19 protein-coding genes are annotated in these 18038 nt (G+C 71.1%); 10 read left to right on the top strand and 9 right to left on the bottom strand.

Going from position 1 to position 18038, the window contains the following annotated elements; translation table 11 throughout:
* Nucleotides 1-213: 213 nt before the first annotated feature.
* The 5 genes from acs (at nt 214) to DP939_RS02070 (ending at nt 5513) form a co-directional block, all read left to right on the top strand.
* A complete protein-coding gene (acs, locus tag DP939_RS02090; RefSeq protein ID WP_113978193.1) occupies nt 214-2208 on the top strand; it encodes an acetate--CoA ligase in 1995 nt (664 codons plus the stop codon).
* Between the two features lie 138 nt (nt 2209-2346).
* Complete coding sequence (gene nhaA, locus DP939_RS02085; RefSeq protein ID WP_113978189.1) at nt 2347-3615, top strand: Na+/H+ antiporter NhaA; 1269 nt, start codon at nt 2347-2349, stop codon at nt 3613-3615.
* A gap of 32 nt (nt 3616-3647) precedes the next feature.
* Nucleotides 3648-4127, top strand: coding sequence for a phage holin family protein (locus DP939_RS02080; protein WP_113978186.1), 480 nt, complete (start codon nt 3648-3650; stop codon nt 4125-4127).
* Nucleotides 4117-5037 carry an alpha/beta fold hydrolase gene (locus DP939_RS02075; protein WP_113978183.1) on the top strand — a complete coding sequence of 307 codons (921 nt, stop codon included), beginning with the start codon at nt 4117-4119 and terminating at the stop codon, nt 5035-5037. Before DP939_RS02080 ends, DP939_RS02075 begins: the two co-directional genes overlap by 11 nt.
* Nucleotides 5034-5513: a DUF309 domain-containing protein gene (locus tag DP939_RS02070; RefSeq protein ID WP_225878004.1), complete on the top strand. Its 480-nt coding sequence runs from the start codon at nt 5034-5036 to the stop codon at nt 5511-5513. The genes DP939_RS02075 and DP939_RS02070 overlap by 4 nt, the downstream gene beginning before the upstream one ends.
* On the opposite strand, the gene DP939_RS02065 is transcribed toward DP939_RS02070, so the two are convergent.
* From DP939_RS02065 to nth, 3 genes are all read right to left on the bottom strand, one after another.
* Complete coding sequence (locus tag DP939_RS02065; protein ID WP_113978178.1) at nt 5510-6700, bottom strand: MarP family serine protease; 1191 nt, start codon at nt 6698-6700, stop codon at nt 5510-5512. The genes DP939_RS02070 and DP939_RS02065 overlap by 4 nt on opposite strands.
* A 72-nt stretch (nt 6701-6772) precedes the next feature.
* Nucleotides 6773-7423: an NUDIX hydrolase gene (locus tag DP939_RS02060; protein ID WP_113978175.1), complete on the bottom strand. Its 651-nt coding sequence runs from the start codon at nt 7421-7423 to the stop codon at nt 6773-6775.
* Nucleotides 7424-7464: 41 nt separating this feature from the next.
* Nucleotides 7465-8187 carry an endonuclease III gene (gene nth, locus DP939_RS02055; protein ID WP_113978172.1) on the bottom strand — a complete coding sequence of 241 codons (723 nt, stop codon included), beginning with the start codon at nt 8185-8187 and terminating at the stop codon, nt 7465-7467.
* A 156-nt stretch (nt 8188-8343) separates the two neighbouring features.
* Here nth and DP939_RS02050 point away from each other — a divergent pair, with 156 nt between their 5' ends.
* The gene (locus DP939_RS02050) at nt 8344-9024 is read left to right on the top strand and encodes a Crp/Fnr family transcriptional regulator (protein ID WP_111168841.1); all 681 of its coding nucleotides are present in this window, start codon (nt 8344-8346) and stop codon (nt 9022-9024) included.
* On the opposite strand, the gene DP939_RS02045 is transcribed toward DP939_RS02050, so the two are convergent.
* The 4 genes from DP939_RS02045 to DP939_RS46695 are packed head-to-tail and all read right to left on the bottom strand — an operon-like array spanning nt 9006 to nt 11249.
* A complete protein-coding gene (locus DP939_RS02045; RefSeq protein WP_225878003.1) occupies nt 9006-9806 on the bottom strand; it encodes an MBL fold metallo-hydrolase in 801 nt (266 codons plus the stop codon). The two genes, DP939_RS02050 and DP939_RS02045, sit on opposite strands and share 19 nt — an antisense overlap.
* Entirely contained in the window at nt 9803-10621 is an 819-nt protein-coding gene (locus DP939_RS02040; protein ID WP_225878002.1) for an NUDIX hydrolase, read from the bottom strand. The genes DP939_RS02045 and DP939_RS02040 overlap by 4 nt, the downstream gene beginning before the upstream one ends.
* A 17-nt stretch (nt 10622-10638) precedes the next feature.
* Entirely contained in the window at nt 10639-11097 is a 459-nt protein-coding gene (locus tag DP939_RS02030; protein WP_113978167.1) for a RidA family protein, read from the bottom strand.
* Nucleotides 11094-11249 (bottom strand): hypothetical protein, encoded by a 156-nt coding sequence (locus DP939_RS46695; protein WP_199537050.1) that lies wholly within the window; start codon nt 11247-11249, stop codon nt 11094-11096. The genes DP939_RS02030 and DP939_RS46695 overlap by 4 nt, the downstream gene beginning before the upstream one ends.
* A gap of 78 nt (nt 11250-11327) precedes the next feature.
* Between DP939_RS46695 and DP939_RS02025 the strand changes: the two genes are divergently transcribed.
* On the top strand, nt 11328-12332 hold the full coding sequence (locus DP939_RS02025; protein ID WP_113978165.1) for an ArsA-related P-loop ATPase: 1005 nt from the start codon (nt 11328-11330) through the stop codon (nt 12330-12332).
* Nucleotides 12329-13459, top strand: a complete 1131-nt coding sequence (locus DP939_RS02020; protein WP_113978162.1) for an ArsA family ATPase — start codon at nt 12329-12331, stop codon at nt 13457-13459. The genes DP939_RS02025 and DP939_RS02020 overlap by 4 nt, the downstream gene beginning before the upstream one ends.
* Nucleotides 13460-13645: 186 nt before the next feature.
* Here DP939_RS02020 and DP939_RS02015 read toward each other — a convergent pair whose 3' ends face one another.
* Complete coding sequence (locus tag DP939_RS02015; protein ID WP_111168836.1) at nt 13646-13942, bottom strand: WhiB family transcriptional regulator; 297 nt, start codon at nt 13940-13942, stop codon at nt 13646-13648.
* 371 nt (nt 13943-14313) lie between these two features.
* Here DP939_RS02015 and DP939_RS02010 point away from each other — a divergent pair, with 371 nt between their 5' ends.
* Nucleotides 14314-16527 (top strand): transglycosylase domain-containing protein, encoded by a 2214-nt coding sequence (locus tag DP939_RS02010; RefSeq protein WP_225878001.1) that lies wholly within the window; start codon nt 14314-14316, stop codon nt 16525-16527.
* Between the two features lie 76 nt (nt 16528-16603).
* On the opposite strand, the gene DP939_RS02005 is transcribed toward DP939_RS02010, so the two are convergent.
* Nucleotides 16604-17059: a GatB/YqeY domain-containing protein gene (locus DP939_RS02005; protein ID WP_113978157.1), complete on the bottom strand. Its 456-nt coding sequence runs from the start codon at nt 17057-17059 to the stop codon at nt 16604-16606.
* A gap of 70 nt (nt 17060-17129) precedes the next feature.
* On the opposite strand from DP939_RS02005, the gene DP939_RS02000 reads away from it, so the two are divergent.
* On the top strand, nt 17130-18023 hold the full coding sequence (locus tag DP939_RS02000) for a metallophosphoesterase (protein WP_225878000.1): 894 nt from the start codon (nt 17130-17132) through the stop codon (nt 18021-18023).
* Nucleotides 18024-18038 lie beyond the last annotated feature (15 nt).

Below are 18038 nucleotides of genomic sequence, written 5' to 3'. Positions count from 1 at the left end.
ACCGTCGGGCGCAGCGGTGGGTGCATTGCCGAACCCCAAGGGTATGGGCATTCATAAGATTTCGTTATTACAACTACCGCACGCCATTTGTCAGGATCCCCAGAAGACTTCGCCGCACGGTACAGACCTGTCTAGACCTCTTGTGGTGGACGCCTGTGGGCTGGTGAAGTGGGATCGCAAGCAACAGATCAGGCCCTCGTGAAGGAGTATGTAGTGGCCCTGGAAACCCCTGGTCACGGCCCCAACGGCGGCAAGCGGGCACAGGAGACCCTGTCCAACCTGCTTCAGGAGACGAGGCGCTTCGACCCTCCCGCCGACCTGGCCGCCGCGGCCAACGTGACCGAGAGTGCCTACGACGAGGCCAAGCGCGACCAGCTCGCGTTCTGGGATCGGGCCGCTGAGCGATTGAGCTGGTCCAAGCGGTGGGACACCACGCTGTCGTGGAACCCGCCCTTCGCCAAGTGGTTCGTCGGTGGTCAGCTCAACGTCGCCTACAACTGTGTGGACCGCCACGTCGAGGCGGGCAACGGTGACAAGGTCGCCTACCACTGGGAGGGCGAGCCCGAGGGCGACAGCCGTACGATCACCTATGCCGACCTGCAGCGCGAGGTGAGCAAGGCGGCGAACGCGCTGATCGAGCTGGGGGTCCGCAAGGGCGACCGGGTGGCGATCTACCTGCCCATGATCCCCGAGCTGCCGGTGTCCATGCTGGCCTGCGCCCGCATCGGGGCGGTCCATTCGGTGGTGTTCGGCGGGTTCTCCGCCTCGGCGCTGAAGAGCCGCATCGACGACGCCGACGCCAAGGTGGTCATCACCGCCGACGGCGGTTTCCGGCGCAACGCGCCTTCGGCGCTCAAGCCGACGGTCGACGAGGCCGTGGCGGAGTGTCCGGGCGTGGAGCGCGTCGTGGTCGTACGCCGTACCGCACAGGACGTCGCCTGGACCGACAAGGACGTCTGGTGGCACGACCTCGTCGAACGGCAGAGCGACCAGCACAAGCCCGAGCCGCACGACGCCGAGGACCCGCTCTACATCCTCTACACGAGCGGCACCACCGGTAAGCCCAAGGGCATCCTGCACACCGGCGGCGGCTACCTCACCCAGACCGCCTGGACGCACCACGCGGTGTTCGACCTGAAGACCGAGAGCGACATCTACTGGTGCACGGCCGACATCGGCTGGGTGACCGGTCACTCCTACATCGTGTACGGCCCGCTCGCCAACGGCGCGACGAGCGTGATCTACGAGGGCACCCCGGACACCCCGCACCGCGGCCGGTTCTGGGAGATCGTGCAGAAGTACAAGATCTCGATCCTGTACACCGCGCCCACCGCCATCCGCACCTTCATGAAGTGGGGCGACGACATCCCGGCGAAGTTCGACATGTCCAGCCTGCGGGTGCTGGGCAGCGTCGGCGAGCCGATCAACCCCGAGGCGTACGTCTGGTACCGCGAGCACATCGGCGGCAGCCGCTGCCCGGTGGTCGACACCTGGTGGCAGACCGAGACCGGCGCGATCATGATCAGCCCGCTGCCGGGCGTGACGGCGGCCAAGCCGGGCGCGGCGATGCGCCCGCTGCCGGGCATCACCGCCGACGTGGTGGACGACCAGGGCAACAGCGTGCCCGACGGCGGTGGCGGCTTCCTGGTCGTACGCGACCCGTGGCCGGCCATGCTCCGCACGATCTGGGGCGACGACCAGCGGTACATCGACACCTACTGGTCGCGCTTCCCGGGGATGTACTTCCCCGGCGACGGCGCCAAGCGGGACGAGGACGGCGACCTGTGGCTGCTCGGCCGCGTCGATGACGTGATGCTCGTCTCCGGCCACAACATCTCCACCACCGAGGTGGAAAGCGCCCTGGTGTCGCACCCGAAGGTCGCCGAGGCGGCCGTCGTGGGCGCGACCGACCCGGTCACCGGGCAGGCGATCGTGTCGTTCGTGATCCTGCGCGGCAACGTGGCCGAGAGCGAGGACATCGCCGCCGAGCTGCGCGGGCACGTGGCCAAGACGCTGGGGCCGATCGCCAAGCCGCGGCAGATCCTGGTGGTGCCCGAGCTGCCCAAGACCCGGTCGGGCAAGATCATGCGACGACTCCTGCGCGACGTGGCGGAGAACCGTTCGCTGGGCGACGTCACCACGCTGACCGACAGCTCGGTGATGAACCTCATCTCCGAGAAGCTGCCCACCGCCAAGTCGGAGGACTGACCCGAAGCTCCGAAGAATCACAGGCGCGATCCCCTACCCGGGGGGTCGCGCCTGTCCGGTTTAGTACTCTCTAGGAAAGGTGTGCCGGGAAGTCTGGTCGGCGAGCGATCTCAACGACCCTGACGCACCGGAGAGAGCATGCGCCGAGCCGCCCAGGTATGGCCGCTTCGTCCCACCGCCCGCTATGCCGCCCAGATCGCCGAAGCCCTGCGCGCGGAGACCCTCGGTGGCGTGATCATGCTGCTGGCCACGGTCGCCGCGCTGATCTGGGCCAACGTCTCCTACGAGAGCTACGACTCCATCCGTACGCTGACGCTCGGCCCGGCGGCCCTCCACCTCGACCTCGAACTCTACAAATGGGCCCAGAACGGCCTGCTCGCCATCTTCTTCTTCATCGCGGGCCTGGAGGTCAAGGAGGAGTTCACGCACGGCGAGCTGGCCGTGCTGCGCAAGGCCGCGCTGCCGATCATCGCGGCGCTGTCCGGCATGGCCGTCCCCGCCGCGGTCTATCTGCTGGTCACGATCGGCGCCCCGGACGCCGGGCGCGGCTGGGCGATCCCGACCGCCACCGACATCGCCTTCGCGCTCGCCGTACTCGCCGTCACCGCATCCGCCATGCCCGCCGCGTTGCGCGCGTTCCTGCTCACCTGCGCCGTCGTGGACGACCTCGGCGCGATCACCGTCATCGCGCTGTTCTATACCGAGGGCCTGAACGTCCCCATGCTGCTCGCCGGGGCGGCCCTGATCGCCCTGTACGGCGTGCTCCAGGCCCGCGGGGTCACCAGCCCGTGGCTCTATGTGCCGATCGCCCTCGCCGCCTGGTACTTCGTCGAGGTCAGCGGCCTGCACGCGACCGTGGCCGGAGTCGCGCTCGGCCTGCTCACCCGCTGCCGGACCAGGCCGGGAGAGTCCAGGACCCCCGCGGAAGCCGCCGATCACCGCATCCGCCCGATATCCGCCGGTCTGGCCGTGCCGGTGTTCGCGTTCCTGTCGGCCGGGGTGCCGCTGACCGCCTCCGCCGTCGGCGCCATCTTCTCCGACCGGGTGGTCCTCGGAGTGATGGCGGGCCTCGTCGTGGGCAAGTTCCTCGGCGTGTTCGGAGGAGCCTGGATCGCGGTACGGCTGGGCCTGGCGCGTCTGTCGGCCGACCTGCACTGGCGGGACATGGCCGCGGTGTCCCTGCTCGGCGGGATAGGGTTCACGGTCTCGCTCCTGATCGGCGACCTCGCGTACGGTGACGACCCGGCCCGCGCGGACGCGGTGACCACCGGCGTGCTCGCCGCGAGCCTGGTCTCCTCGCTCCTGGCCGCCGCGCTGCTGCACTTCCGGGTCCGCTCGCACGCGGCGGCGGCCGGGACATCGGGCCCTGGGCGCGTGCCGGGCCCGATGAGCGAGCAGGATGATTGACAGCAGGCCTGGCTACCGATAGGAGATCGTTCATGCCGCACAATCCGGCCGCTGGGCCACCCCAGGACGAATCCCTGGGCGAACTGGTAGCTCAGGCGAGCGACCAGATCTCCACGCTGATCCGGGCGGAGATCGAGCTGGCGAAGGCCGAGCTGAGGTTCGACGCCAAGCGGGTGGGCACCGCGACCGGGCTGTTCGCCGCCGCGGCGTTCATCGGGCACCTGGTGCTCATCCTGGCGTCGTTCACGATCGCGTACTGGCTGGTGGCGGCCGGGCTCTCGCAGGCGCTGGCCTTCACCATCGTCACCGTGTTCTACATCGTGACCGCGGCGCTGCTGGTCCTGTTCGGCTGGCGCAGGCTGAAGGGCCTGACCAAGATGCAGCGTACGGCCCGGACCCTCAAGCACCTGAAGGGCGGGCCCGACGAACTCGACTCCGTGAACGCGGCGAAGCTGCCGGAGGGGGCCGGTGAGATCGGCGCCCGGCGTGAGTCGGTGACCGATGGCCGCTGACGAGTCGCTGTCCAGGATCGAGGGGCCCTGGACCCACCGCGGGGTGCACGCCGGGGGCACCCGATTCCATGTCGTGGAGTCCGGCAAGGGCCCGCTCGTGCTGCTGTTGCACGGCTTTCCGCAGTTCTGGTGGACCTGGCGGCACCAGTTGGTCTCGCTGCCCGCCGCCGGATACCGCGCGGTCGCGGTGGACCTGCGGGGGTACGGCGCGAGCGACAAGCCGCCGCGCGGCTACGACCTGCCCACCCTGGCGCAGGACGCCGCGGGCCTGGTACGCGCGCTCGGTGAGACGGGCGCGATCGTGGTCGGCCACGACTGGGGCGGCATGCTCGCCTGGACCATGGCCGTGCTCGACCCCAAGTCGGTGCACCGGCTGGTGCCGGTCTCCGCGCCGCATCCGCTGCGGCTGCGCAGGTCGCTGGTGACCGATCCGTTCGGGCAGTTGCGGGCCAGCGTGGGCCGGGTGGGCTTCCAGCTTCCGTTCCTGCCGGAGTGGCGGCTGACCGCGCGGGGCGGGGCGCGGGTGGGCAGGCTGCTCGACCGCTGGTCGGGGCCGCGCAAGCCGGAAGAGGACGTCGCCGCGAAGTACCAGGAGGTGTTCCGCATCCCGGGGGTGGCGCACTGCGCGCTGGAGTACCACCGCTGGCTGGGCCGCTCCCAGTTCCGCCCGGACGGCCTGCGCTACGCCCGGTCCATGCGGACCGAGATCGAGGCTCCGACCCTGCACGTCCACGGCGCGCTCGACACCTGCGTGCTGCCGCGCACCGCGCACGGGTCCGGCCGGTACGTCACGGGGTCCTACCGCTGGCGGCTACTGGAGGGCGTCGGGCACTTCCCGCACGAGGAGAACCCCGAGCGGTTCGACGCCGAGCTGATCGCATGGCTGGACAACGAGGAGGTCGCCCGGTGAGCCGCGACAGAGACCCCTCTGGACGGCCCAGGAACGCCCGTCCGCGCGATGAGTACGGCAGGCCCTTGCCCAGAGGCGCGGCGGGGGTCGAACGCGTCCCCGACGACTACGCGCCTTCTGGCGAGGATGCCGTGGCCGAGGCGGCGCGGTTGCTGGGCGAGCGGCGGCCGTTCCACGCGCACGAGGTACTGGAGGCCCGCTGGAAGAACGCCCCCGACGACGAACGCGAGCTGTGGCAGGGCCTCGCCCAGGTCTGCGTGGGCCTGACCCACCTGCAGCGCGGCAACGCGCGGGGGGCGGCGGCGCTGCTCACCCGGGGGGCCGACCGCGTCCAGACGTACGCCGGGCGCGAGCCCTACCGGATGGACGTGCCGGGAGTCGTACGCCTGGCCCGCGCCCTGGTGGCCGACCCCGGTCAGGAGGTGGACCCGGCCATCGACGCGCTGCGCACGCGCCTTGAGGGCGAGCCGGGCTAGTCGCACTCCTGGGTGCTGACCCGCAGGACGCGCTTGGAGCCCTCTTCGGCGTCCGGGGTGACCTCGCGCGCGGTCAGCACGTAGCCGGTCTCCTCCCGGTCGGTGGCCGCCGCGAAGATCACGCCGTAGACGCGGCCGTCCGGGCTCAGCAGCGGCCCGCCGGAGTTGCCCGGCTGGACCGTGCCGCGGATCGAGTAGACCTCCCTGACCACCTGCTTGCGGTGGTAGATCTCATAGCCCTCGGCGTTCTGTTTGACCCGGATGCGCGCGGCTCTGGGCCGGAACCCCTCGCCCCGCGGATAGCCCGCGATGATCGCCTGGTCGCCCTTGTCCACCTTGCCGTCGAAGCGGAGCACCGGCAGGTCCAGGCCGGGGACGTAGAGGATCGCGATGTCGCGGTCGGAGTTGTAGAGCACCACGCGGGCGGCCCGCGTGGTGCCGGTGTAGTCGGTGACCCGGAGCTGCTGGGTGACGCCCGCGACGACGTGGGCGTTGGTCATGATGCGGTCGTTGGCGTAGACGAAGCCGGTGCCCTCGATGCTCTTCTCGCAGCTCGGCGCGGTGCCCTGGACCTTGACGACGCCCTGGCGGGCGCGCTGCAGCGCGGCCCCCTTCAGCACGCCCTGGTCGGGCGGCGGCACGTCCACGAACTGGCCGCCGCCGATGGCCTCGAACACCTCGGGGAACTCGGAGGTGTCGATGAAGTTCTTGAACGTGCGCCGCCACTGCTTGGCCATGTCGGGCAGCGTCTGGTCCACCGTGGCCAGCACCAGCGAGTTGTTGACCTGCTGGCTCAGCGGCTGGAACGGCCCGTTGGCCAGCAGCCCGCCGACCAGCCAGACGAACACGAGGACCGAGATGGCGCCGGTGAAGGTGCCGCCGACGGCGTCGGCGACCTTGGCGGGCTCCCAGGTGACGTGGCTGCGCACGACCGCGCCCAGCGTCGAGGCGGCGAAGTGGCCGACCATCGCGGCCAGGAACACGATCACGATGGCGAGCAGCGCCGACTCGATCGAGCCGTCCACCAGCCAGCCGGCGATCGACGGCGCGACGGCCACCCCGAGGAAGGCCCCGCCCACGAAGCCCACCAGGCTCAGCACGCCGATGATGAAGCCCTGGCGGTATCCGGAGATACCGAAGGCGATCATGAGCGCGATCAGAACGAGGTCGAGGAGATCACCGAGCACGCCTCAACCGTATCCAGCGGCGACGGCGTACGTGCGCCCGTTGCGCAGAACGGACGCGCGTGCGGCCCGCCGTCAGCTCCGCGCGGCCAGGCCGAGAACGTCGGGCGGAAGGTCCTCTACGCGGGTGCGGTCCCAGGGCCGCTCGAACCCGGTGCCGGCCAGCGCCCCGTCCAGGACGCCCGCCGTGAACCCCCAGACCAGCAGCCCCCTGACCCGGAAGGCGGGCCCGGCGTGGCCGCCGCGCGGGTGGCGCAGCGTGAACCGGTTGGCCGGATCGACCAGCTCGGCGACGGGGACGCGCTCGACCGCGGCCACCTCGGCGGGGTCGGCCGGGTGGACCGCGCAGGGCGTGTGCCACCAGCCGACCACGGGGGTCACGCGATTGTCACTGTGGGAGAGGTACAGCTCGGGGAGCGTGCCCGCGACCGTCACCCCGGCGGGGTCGAGCCCGGTCTCCTCCGCGGCCTCGCGCAGCGCCGCCCCGACCGGGCCGCCGTCGCCGGGTTCGAGGCCGCCGCCGGGGAAGGCGGGCTGGCCCGGGTGCCTGCGCCCCCGGGTGCTGCGCTGGATGAGCAGGACGTCGGGGCCGTGCGCCGCCTCCGTGCCGAACAGCAGCAGCACCGCCGCCTTCCGGCCCCGGCCGACGGGTGGACGCAGGGCGGCGGGCACGGGCCGGCGGACGGACGACGCCACCAGCCCGTGCAACCATTGCGGTTCGGTCATGCCATCACCAGCCCCGCCGTCGCCCACGGCATTCCCGGCCGTCACGAGAACGGCCCGGTGCGGACCAGTTTGGCCGCCTTCGCCTCGTCGGTGGGGCCGGTGCCGTACGACGGGCACAGGGCGGCGACCGGGCAGACCCCGCAGGCCGGGGTGCGGGCGTGGCAGATCCGGCGGCCGTGCCAGATCAGCCGGTGGGACAGCAGGGTCCAGTCGCGCTTGGGGATCAGCTCGCCGACCGCGTGCTCGATCTTGACGGGGTCGGTCTCGGCGCTCCAGCGCATGCGGCGGGTGAGCCGCTGGAAGTGGGTGTCCACGGTGAGCCCTGGCACGCCGAAGGCGTTGCCCAGCACGACGTTGGCGGTCTTGCGGCCGACGCCGGGCAGCTTGACCAGGTCGGCCAGCTTGCCGGGCACTTCGCCGCCGTGCCGGTCGCACAGGACCTGGGCCATGCCCATGATGCTGTTGGTCTTGGCCCGGAAGAACCCGGTGGAACGGATCATCTGCTCCAGCTCGGAGCGGTCCGCGGCGGCATAGTCCGCGGCTGTCCGATATTTCGCGAAAAGTAGTGGAGTGACCATATTGACCCGTTTGTCCGTACACTGCGCTGAGAGAATCGTGGCGACCAGCAGCTCAAGGGGGTTGTGGAAGTCCAGCTCGCAGTGGGCGTCGGGGTAGGTCTCCGCCAGGATCCGGTCGATCCGCCTGGCCCGGCGTACCAGTGCGAGACGGCTTTCCCCGGCGGGGTCGGCAGCTTTTCGGGGCACCCGGACAGCCTACGCTGACAGCCTTCACAGGAAGGCCGTCGCGACTCGCCAGGTGGGGTGCGTCACAATGGGCTGCGTGGATCGGGTGGTATCAGGATGGACGGGGTTGCCGGCCCGGCCGACCGCGCGAGCGTGAGCATATTTCATGGAGGAACCGTGAACACCGACGACGTGCTGGGCAAGGCCCCGCTCTTCGCCGCGCTCGACCGCGAGGGCGCCGCGGCCCTGCGCACGAGCATCACCGAGGTCACGCTGCCCAAGGGGCGCACCCTCTTCAACGAGGGCGAGACCGGCGACCGGCTCTACGTGGTGCTGGAAGGTAAGATCAAACTGTCCCGGACGTCGCCCGACGGCCGGGAGAACCTGCTGAGCGTGCTCGGGCCGAGCGAGATGTTCGGCGAGCTGTCGCTGTTCGACCCGCGCCCGCGTACGGCGAGCGCCAGCGCCCTCACCGAGGTGCGGCTGGCCGGGCTCGGCCACGACGACCTCCGCCCCTGGCTCACCGGCCGTCCCGAGGTCGCGCTGCACCTGCTGCGCGCGCTCGCCCAGCGGCTCCGCCGCACCAACGACGTGCTCGCCGACCTGGTGTTCACCGACGTCCCCGGCCGGGTCGCCAAGCAGCTCCTGGACCTCGCCGAGCGGTTCGGCAAGCGGGTGGACGACGGCCTGCGCGTCCACCACGACCTCACCCAGGAGGAGCTGGCCCAGCTCGTCGGGGCCTCCCGCGAGACGGTCAACAAGGCCCTGGCCGACTTCGCCCAGCGCGGTTGGCTGCGCATCGAGGCCAAGGCCGTGGTGATCCTCGACATGGAACGGCTCTACAACCGCTCCAGGTAGCGAAGCTGGGCGCGTACCGAGACCTCCGCGGCCGGCCACAGCGACCGGTCCACGTCCGCGTACACGATCTCGACGATCTCCCCCGGGGTCCCGGCCCCGGACGCCAGCGCCCGCCTGACCGCGTCGAGCCGCCGCCTGCGGTGCGCGACGTAGCCGTCGAGGGCGGCGATCGGGTCGCCGAGCACCGGCCCGTGGCCGGGCAGCAGCGCCCGCGCGCCGACCTCCTCCGCGGTGGCGCGCAGCTTGTCCAGAGTGGTCAGGTAGTCGGCGAGGTCGCCGTCGTCCGCGATCATGGTGGTGCCCCGCCCGAGCACCGTGTCGCCGGTGAGCATCGCCCGGTCCTGCGGCAGCCAGAAGCACAGCGAGTCGAAGGAGTGCCCGGGGGCGCCCACGACGCGCACCTCCAGGCCCGCCACGGCGAGTACGTCGCCGTCGGCCAGCCCCTCATCGCCGAGCCGGTGGGCCCGGTCCAGCGCGCGCACGGGGGCGCGGGCCAGCTCCGCGAAGCGCCGCGCGCCCGCGCTGTGGTCGGCGTGCCCGTGGGTGAGCAGCACCGCCGCGACCCTGCGCCCGCCCAGGTGGCCGAGTACACGCCGCAGGTGGGCCTCGTCGTCCGGGCCCGGGTCCACCACCAGCACGGACTCGGCCCCGGGCTCGGCGAGCACCCAGGTGTTGGTGCCCTCCAGCGTCATCGGCGAGGGGTTGGGGGCGAGCACGTTGACCGCGCGCGGCGTACCGGACCCGTCGGGCCCGCCGTCCAGGGGGATGCGCAGGCCGCTCACGGACGCTCCACGATCCGGATCTCGCCGTCCACCTCGACGGCGGCGGGCAGGATGGGCGCGATCTCGCGCGGGGCCGCCAGCACCGCGGCGACGTCGTCGTGCCCGGCCAGCTCCGAGAGCGTGCGGTGGGTGGGCGTCATCAGGCGCATCTCACCGGCCGCGCCGCGGGCCAGCGCCTCGGCCGGGCGCACCCAGGTGACCAGGTCCGCCTCGCCGCCCACGTCGCGGGCGCGCTGGCCGGGCGGCAGCGCGGCCACGAAGAACCGGGTGTCGAAGCGCAGCGCCTCCACCTCCGGGGTGATCCAGTGCGCCCAGGGCCGCAGCAGGTCCGAGCGCAGCACCAGGCCGCGGCGGGCCAGGAAGGCGGCGAAGGACAGCGTCTTGCCGACCAGCGCCAGCCGGTCGGCCTCCCAGTCCTCCCCCGTGGTGTCGGCCACCACGCCGTCGCCGCCGGGGCCGGCGAGCAGCACGCCGGACTCCTCGAACGTCTCACGCACGGCGGCGCACACCAGCCCGCGCGCCGTGCTGGCGTCCGTGCCGAGCAGCCCCGCCCACTCCTCGGGAGAGGGCCCGTGGAAGGTCACCGGCTGCTCCACGTCACGCCGGTCCACAGAGCCGCCGGGGAAGACGTAGGCGCCCGCCGCGAAGGCCATACTGACCTTGCGGCGGATCAGGTAGACCTCCACGCCGGAGGGTACGGCCGGGCGGACGACGGCCACGGTCGCCGCGTCGCGCGGGCGTACCGGGGCGAGCCGCCCGGCCATGATGTCGCGCGCCCGGTCGTCGAGCGCGCCGGAGAGGGGGAATCCGTTCATGAGCCGTGCCCGCCGGGCTAGCGCACCTCTGCGATCAACTCGACCTCGACCGGGACGTTCAGCGGCAGCGCCGCCACCCCGACCGCGCTGCGCGCGTGCTTGCCCGCCTCGCCGAAGACCTCGCCGAACAGCTCGCTCGCCCCGTTGATCACCTGCGGCTGGCCGGTGAAGGAGGGATCGCTGGCGACGAACCCGACGACCTTCACGATGCGCACGACGTTCGACAGGTCGCCGACCACCGACTTCAGCGCGGCCACCCCGTTCAGCGCGCACACCCTGGCCAGCTCCTTGGCCCGGTCGGGGTCGATCTCCGCGCCCACCTTGCCCTCGGCCAGCACCTTGCCGTCCGCGACCGGCACCTGGCCGGAGACGTAGACGTGGTCGCCGCTGCGCAGGGCCGGTACGTAGGCCGCCACCGGCGGCACCACCTGCGGAAGCGTCAGTCCCAGCTCGGCCAGCCGCTCCTCCGGGGTCATGCCTTCTCCCGCTTCATGTAGGCGACCAGCTGCTCCGGGTTGGGACCGGGAATGACCTGAACCAGCTCGTAGCCCTCTTCGCCCCAGTTGTCGAGGATCTGCTTGGTGGCGTGCGTGAGCAGCGGCACCGTGACGTACTCCCATTTCTTCATGGGGTCACATTAGCGATCTGCACCCGCGACCGGGGCTCCCGGCCGCCCGGTCAAGTAACCGTTCGGTAGCCTCGAAGCGTGAGCGCTCGCGACTCGGACTGGGACGGCGTCCGCCTCCATATAGTCACCGGCAAAGGCGGTACGGGCAAGACCACGGTGGCCGCCTCGCTGGCCCTCTCGCTGGCCGCGGGCGGGCGCAAGGTGCTGCTCGTCGAGGTCGAGGGACGCCAGGGCATCGCCCAGGTCTTCGCCCTGCCGCCGCTGCCCTACGAAGAACGCAGGATCGCCGTGGCCCCCGGCGGCGGTGACGTGTACGCGCTCGCCGTCGATCCCGAAGCGGCGATGCTCGAATACCTGGAGATGTTCTACGGCCTGCGCCGCGCGGGCCGGGCGCTGACGAAGATGGGCGTCATCGACTTCGCCACGACCATCGCCCCGGGCCTGCGCGACGTACTGGTCACCGGCAAGACCAGCGAGGCGGTCCGCCGCCGGGCCAAGAACGGCAAGCGGGTCTACGACGCCGTGGTGCTCGACGCGCCGCCCACCGGGCGGATCGTGCGCTTCCTCAACGTCACCCACGAGGTCGCCGGGCTGGCCAGGGTCGGCCCGATCAAGCACCACGCCGACCTCGTGCGCGGCGTCGTGGCCTCCCCCGAGACGGCGATCCACTTCGTCACGCTGCTGGAGGAGATGCCGGTCCAGGAGACCATCGACGGGGTCGCCGAGCTGCGCGCGGCCGGGCTGCCGCCGGGCGGGGTCTTCATCAACATGGTGCGTCCGGCCGGACTGCCCGACTCCTACCTGGACGCCGCCCTGGAGGGCCGCTTCGACGTGGCCGAACTCGCCCTCGGGCTGAAGGCGGCCGGGCTCGCCGACGGGCCGGGCGACGCCTCGGCGACCGCCGAGGCGCTGGTGGCGGAGGTGGCCGAGCACGCCCGGCGTACGCGGCTGGAGGGCGCGGAGCGCCGGACCCTCGCCGAGGTCGGCCTGCCGAGCTATGAGCTGCCGCTGCTGGCCGACGGCGTTGACCTGACCGGACTGTACGAACTGTCCGAATCCATCACGACTCAGGGAGCCGCGTGAGCGCGAGGAAGCCCCCGTCCCTCCGGATCGACGCGATCCTCGACGACCCCGCCACCCGCATCATCGTGTGCTGTGGCTCCGGCGGCGTCGGCAAGACCACCACGGCGGCGGCCCTCGGCCTGCGCGCCGCCGAGCGGGGCCGCTCGGTCGTGGTCCTGACCGTCGACCCGGCCCGCCGGCTGGCCCAGTCGCTGGGCCTCACCGAACTGGACAACACCCCGCGGCCGGTCGCGGGCATCACGGGCGAGGGCACCCTGCACGCGATGATGCTCGACATGAAGCGGACCTTCGACGAGATCATCGAGGCGCACGCCGATCCGGAGCGGGCCCGCATGATCTTGACCAACCCCTTCTACCAGTCGCTGTCCTCCAGCTTCTCCGGCACGCAGGAGTACATGGCGATGGAGAAGCTGGGCCAGCTCCGCAGGTCCGGCGAATGGGACCTGATCATCGTGGACACCCCGCCCTCGCGTTCGGCGCTCGACTTCCTCGACGCGCCGGAACGGCTCGGGCGCTTCCTGGACGGCAAGCTCATCCGGGTGCTGTCCGCGCCCGCCAAGGCGGGCGGGCGCAGCGCCTTCAAGCTGCTCAACGCCGGGTTCGGACTGGTCGCCGGGATGCTCACCAAGGTGCTCGGCGCACAGGTGCTGAAGGACCTGCAGACGTTCGTCTCCGCGCTGGACGCCGTCTTCGGCGGCTTCCGGCAGCGGGCCGACCAGACGTACCGGCTGCTGCAGGCGCCCGGCACCGCGTTCCTCGTCGTGGCCGCGCCGGAGCGGGACGCCATGCGAGAGGCGTCCTACTTCGTCGAACGGCTGGCCGAGGAGCGCATGCCGCTCGCCGGACTGGTGGTCAACCGCGCCCACGTCTCTCCGGCGGGCGCGCTGTCGGCCACCCGCAGCGCCGCCGCGGCCGAAGACCTGGAAGCGCGCGGGGAACACGAGCTGACCGCCGCCGTGCTGCGGCTGCACGCCGGGCGGATGCAACTCGGGGCCCGCGAACACCGCGAGCGCGACCACTTCGTCTCGGCACATCCCACGGTGCCGCTGGCTCAGGTGCCCGCCCTGCCGGTGGACGTCCACGACCTCACCGGACTGCGGGAGATTGGCGCCCTGCTGGCCTCCTGACCGCGAGCTCCCGGCCGGGCTCTGCGCGGCCTTCCGACCGGTACCGTTCGCGGTCGGTGGAGCTCAGCGGACCGCCTGGGACCGCGTGGCGGCCATGGCGGCTTGGCAGCATGGCGGGCAGATGGGTGGCCGCCGGCGGGCCGGTACGCGCGTGCGCGCTCCCGGGGGCCGCGGCCTGGTCGCGGCTTACCCGGCGACCAGCTCATTCGTGCGCTCGTACTGTTCCTTGGCCGTTTCGAGCAGATCGCGCCAGGAGGACACGTCAGGCCGGCGCCGCAGCAGGGCGCGCCGCTCCCGCTCGGTCATGCCGCCCCAGACCCCGAACTCGATCCGGTTGTCCAGCGCATCGGCCAGGCACTCCGTACGGACAGGGCATCCTCGACAGATCAGCTTCGCCCGGTTCTGGGCGGCACCCTGGACGAACAGAGCGTCCGGATCCGCACCTCGACAGGCGGCACGGGAGGTCCAATCCGTGATCCACATTTCGACCCCACTCCCCTTAGGTGGTCAGTCGTCTTGTCGGCCGACGGGCGCGGGCGTCGAGCCTCCTTATTCAGTTGCCGCAGAGGAGAACGTACGCAACCAGGCGTTCGGGCCGACAGCCCCCGGCTGGGCCAATTTCTTGCATGGTCATCCCGGACCATGTGGCCGGGAATGACTAGTCACCCCGCTTCCGGGGAAGGGGTCCGGCTCATGACACGGTTCGGCAAATTGGACTTTGCATGCCGTTTAACGCACGAGGCCGTCGTACTCTTGAGCTTGTGCAAGCTCAGACCACAGATCGGTCGCCGCTGCTCTTGAACGTGTTACGGCTCACAGCCGCAGCCGCGATCACAGGCGTGCTCGCTGCGGCCGTGGCACTTCCTGCCGTCGGCGGGGCGGGCATCACCATCAAGTCCGCCACCGAAGGGCTACAACTGAAACCGGAGGAGCTGGACGAGCCTCCGCTCCCGGAGAAATCCGTCCTGCTCGACAGAGACGGTGATCCGTTCGCCCAGTTCTACTTCGAGAACCGCGAGTCCATCACGCTGGACCAGGTCGCCCCCGTCATGCGGGAGGCGATCGTGGCCATCGAGGACTTCCGCTTCTACGAACACGGGCCGATCGACCTGGAGGGCACCTTCCGCGCGCTGCTGACGAACCTCTCCAGCGGAGGGGTGAGCCAGGGCGGCTCGTCGATCACGCAGCAGTACGTCAAGCTCGTGCTCCTCAACAAGGCCGAGACCGATGCCGAGCGCAGGGCCGCGACCGCGACCACCTACCCGCGCAAGCTCGCCGAGCTGCGCTATGCGATGGCGCTAGAGAAAAAGTACAGCAAAGACGAGATTCTTGAGCGCTATCTCAACATTTCGTACTTCGGCGCGGGCGCGTACGGCATCCAGGCCGCCGCCAAGCGGTTCTTCGACAAGCCGGCCGCCAAGCTGACCCTCGCGGAGGCGGCGACGCTGGCCGGAGCCGTACAGAACCCCTCGGTCACCGACCCCAACGTCGGCAAGGCCAGCCGCAAGCGCCTCCTGGACCGCCGCGACGTCGTGCTCGACCGGATGGCGGAGCTGGAGAAGATCACCCACCAGGAGGCGGAGGCCGCCAAGGCCAAGTCGCTCGGCTGGAAGGACGTGGACATCCCGGGCGGGTGCCACGAGAGCAGATACCCCTATTTCTGCCTGTACGTCCAGCGCGAGATGCTGACCAACGCCGCCTTCGGCAAGACCGACTCACAGCGCCGCAGACTGCTCCGCAACGGCGGCCTGACCATCAAGACCACGCTCGACACCAAGATGCAGAAGGCGTCGGAGGAGGCCATCGGCCGGTACGTCGATCCCGGCGACAAGCCCGCCGCCTCGCAGGCGATGGTCGTCCCCGGCACCGGCGAGATCAGGGCCATGGCGGCGAGCAGGAAGTTCGGTACGAGCAGGAAGAAGAACCAGATCAGCTACAACCTCCCCGCCGACCGGGCGCACGGCGGCGGCGCGGGGTTCCAGGCCGGTTCGACCTTCAAGGTGTTCACCCTGCTCACCGCCCTCGACCAGGGCATGAAGGTGGACGACGGCCTGAAGGCCCCCAACGCCTACCTCGCGCCCAGCACCTCCGCCTTCAAGGACTGCAAGGGCAACTCCGTCGGCGCGGTGAGCGGCCCGCCCGCCCACAACTCCAGCGAGGGCTCCGGCGGCTTCAAGAGCCTGTCCACCGGCACCTGGGGGTCGGTCAACACCTTCTTCCTGGCCCTTGAACAGAAGGTCGGCCTCTGCGAGGTCGTCACCATGGCCAAGAAGCTCGGCGTCAAGCGCGCCGCCGACGGCACGGCCCTGCGCGAGGTCCAGACCTTCACCCTGGGCGTCAACGAGATGGACCCGGTCACCCTGGCCAACGCCTACGCCACCATCGCCGCCAGAGGCGAGTACTGCCAGCCCATCGCGGTCACCGAGGTACGCGACCGGTACGGCAAGGCCAAGCAGCACAAGCCCCGGTGCAAGCAGGTGCTCGACGAGGAGGTCGCCGATGCGGCCAGCCACATTCTGTCCGGCGTCTTCACAAAGGGCACCATGCAGGACGTCGGCGGCATCGGCAGGGACGCGGCCGGCAAGACCGGCACGACCGACGACTACACGGCCGCGTGGTTCGCGGGCTACACCCCGGACCTTTCGTCGGCCGTCAGCATCGGCGACCCGCGCGGGGCCTTCCAGCACGACCTGGTGGGGGTGACCATCGGCGGGCGCTACTGGAGCTACGTCTACGGCGCGTCGATCTCCGGGCCCATCTGGAAAGAGTCCATGCTGAAGGCGCTGGAGGACATCGAGCCGACCTCGTTCACGGCGCTCAACGCCGACCGCTTCGGCGGGTGCAGCACGGGCTGCGCGCCCAAGCCGCCCAAGGAGAAGAAGGAGGAGGGCGACGAGCGCGACGGCTTCCCCTTCCCCTTCCCTGACGGCGACGACGACGGCTTCCCGGAGAACGAGGAGGAGGACGGCGGCCCCGACCCGGGCGGCCGGGGCGAGGTGCAGCCGGACGACTACTGGAACGACGGCCTCGCCATCCCGCAGGACACGCCCGTCACGCCGTTCCAGTGACCCTCGCGGATCGGGGTACGGCTCGCCGTACCCCGATCACCGGCACCGAGGCAGGCGCGTCACCGGGCGGGGCGCGTCACTTGGCGAGGCGCGTGCGTACGGCCTGGGCGACCCGCCCGCCCTCGGCACGGCCCGCGACCTTCGGCGTGAGGACCTTCATCACCTGGCCCATCGCCTGCGGCCCGCTCGCGCCCGTCTCGGCGATGGCCTCGTCGGCCAGCCGCCCCAGTTCCTCGTCGGAGAGCTGCGCGGGCAGGTAGCCTTCGAGCACCGCGTGCTCGTCCATCTCGGCCTGCGACTGCGCGGCCCGGCCCGCCCCGGCGAACGCCTCCGCCGCCTCCCGCCGCTTCTTCGCCTCCTTGATCAGCACCTTGACGACCTCGTCGTCGGACAGCTCCCTGGCCGCCTTACCGGAGACCTCCTCGGTGCTGATCGCCGCGAGGGCCATCCTGATCGTGCGGGTACGGACCTCGTCACGGCTCTTCATGGAGACCGACAGATCGGCCTTCAACTTGTCCTTCAGCGCGCTCATGCGCCTTATCTTGCCGCACCGGGCCCGTCGCCACCGCGCGTGCCGCAGACGACACTGGCATGATGAACACGTGAGAAAAGCAGCAGCGATCCCCCTGTCCGTGCTGGGGCTGGGTGTGGCGGGCGTCGGTTACGCCGCCGTCGTCGAGCGCAACTGGTTCCGGCTGCGCCGCTTCGACGTCCCGGTGCTGCCCCCGGGGCAGCGCCCGCTTCGCATCCTGCACATCTCCGACCTGCACCTCACGCCGGGCCGGCGACGGCTGATCGAGTGGGTGCGCTCGCTGGGCGACCTGCGCCCCGACCTGGTGGTCAACACCGGCGACTCCATCTCCCACCCGGACGCCATCCCGCCGCTGCTGCACGCGCTGGAGCCGCTGCTCGCCCGCCCGGGCCTGTTCGTGTACGGCTCCAACGACATGTACGCCCCCGTGCCGAAGAACCCGGCCCGCTACCTCTGGCGCACCTCCAAGAACGACCACCGCCAGCACATACCGTCCCTCCCCTGGGAGGAGCTGGGCGCCGCGATGGCCGCCGAGGGCTGGCTCGACATGAACAACACCACCGCCCGCCTCAAGGTCGGCGAGCTGGACATCGCGGTCGGCGGCATCCACGACTCCCACATCAACCGCGACCGCTACGACCTCATCGAGGGCCCGGCCCCCGCCGACGCCGACCTCCGCCTCGGCGTCATGCACTCCCCCGAGCCGCGCAACCTCACCCGCTTCGCCGCCGACGGCTACCAGCTCCTCCTGGCCGGCCACACCCACGGCGGCCAGCTCTGCATCCCCTTCTACGGCGCCCTGGTCACCAACTGCGGCATCGACCGCGCCCGCGTCAAGGGCCTCCACCGCCACGACTCCGCCTACCTGCACGTCTCCGCCGGCCTCGGCACCTCCCCCTACGCCCCGGTCCGCTTCGCCTGCTTCCCCGAGGCGTCCCTCCTCACCCTGGTCCCCCGACGTTGATCACCATGAATGACA

Source organism: Spongiactinospora rosea, from assembly GCF_003315795.1.
Lineage (GTDB): Bacteria > Actinomycetota > Actinomycetes > Streptosporangiales > Streptosporangiaceae > Spongiactinospora > Spongiactinospora rosea.
Note: the sequence above shows the minus strand (reverse complement) of the source record. Positions and strands in the feature narration are given on the sequence as shown.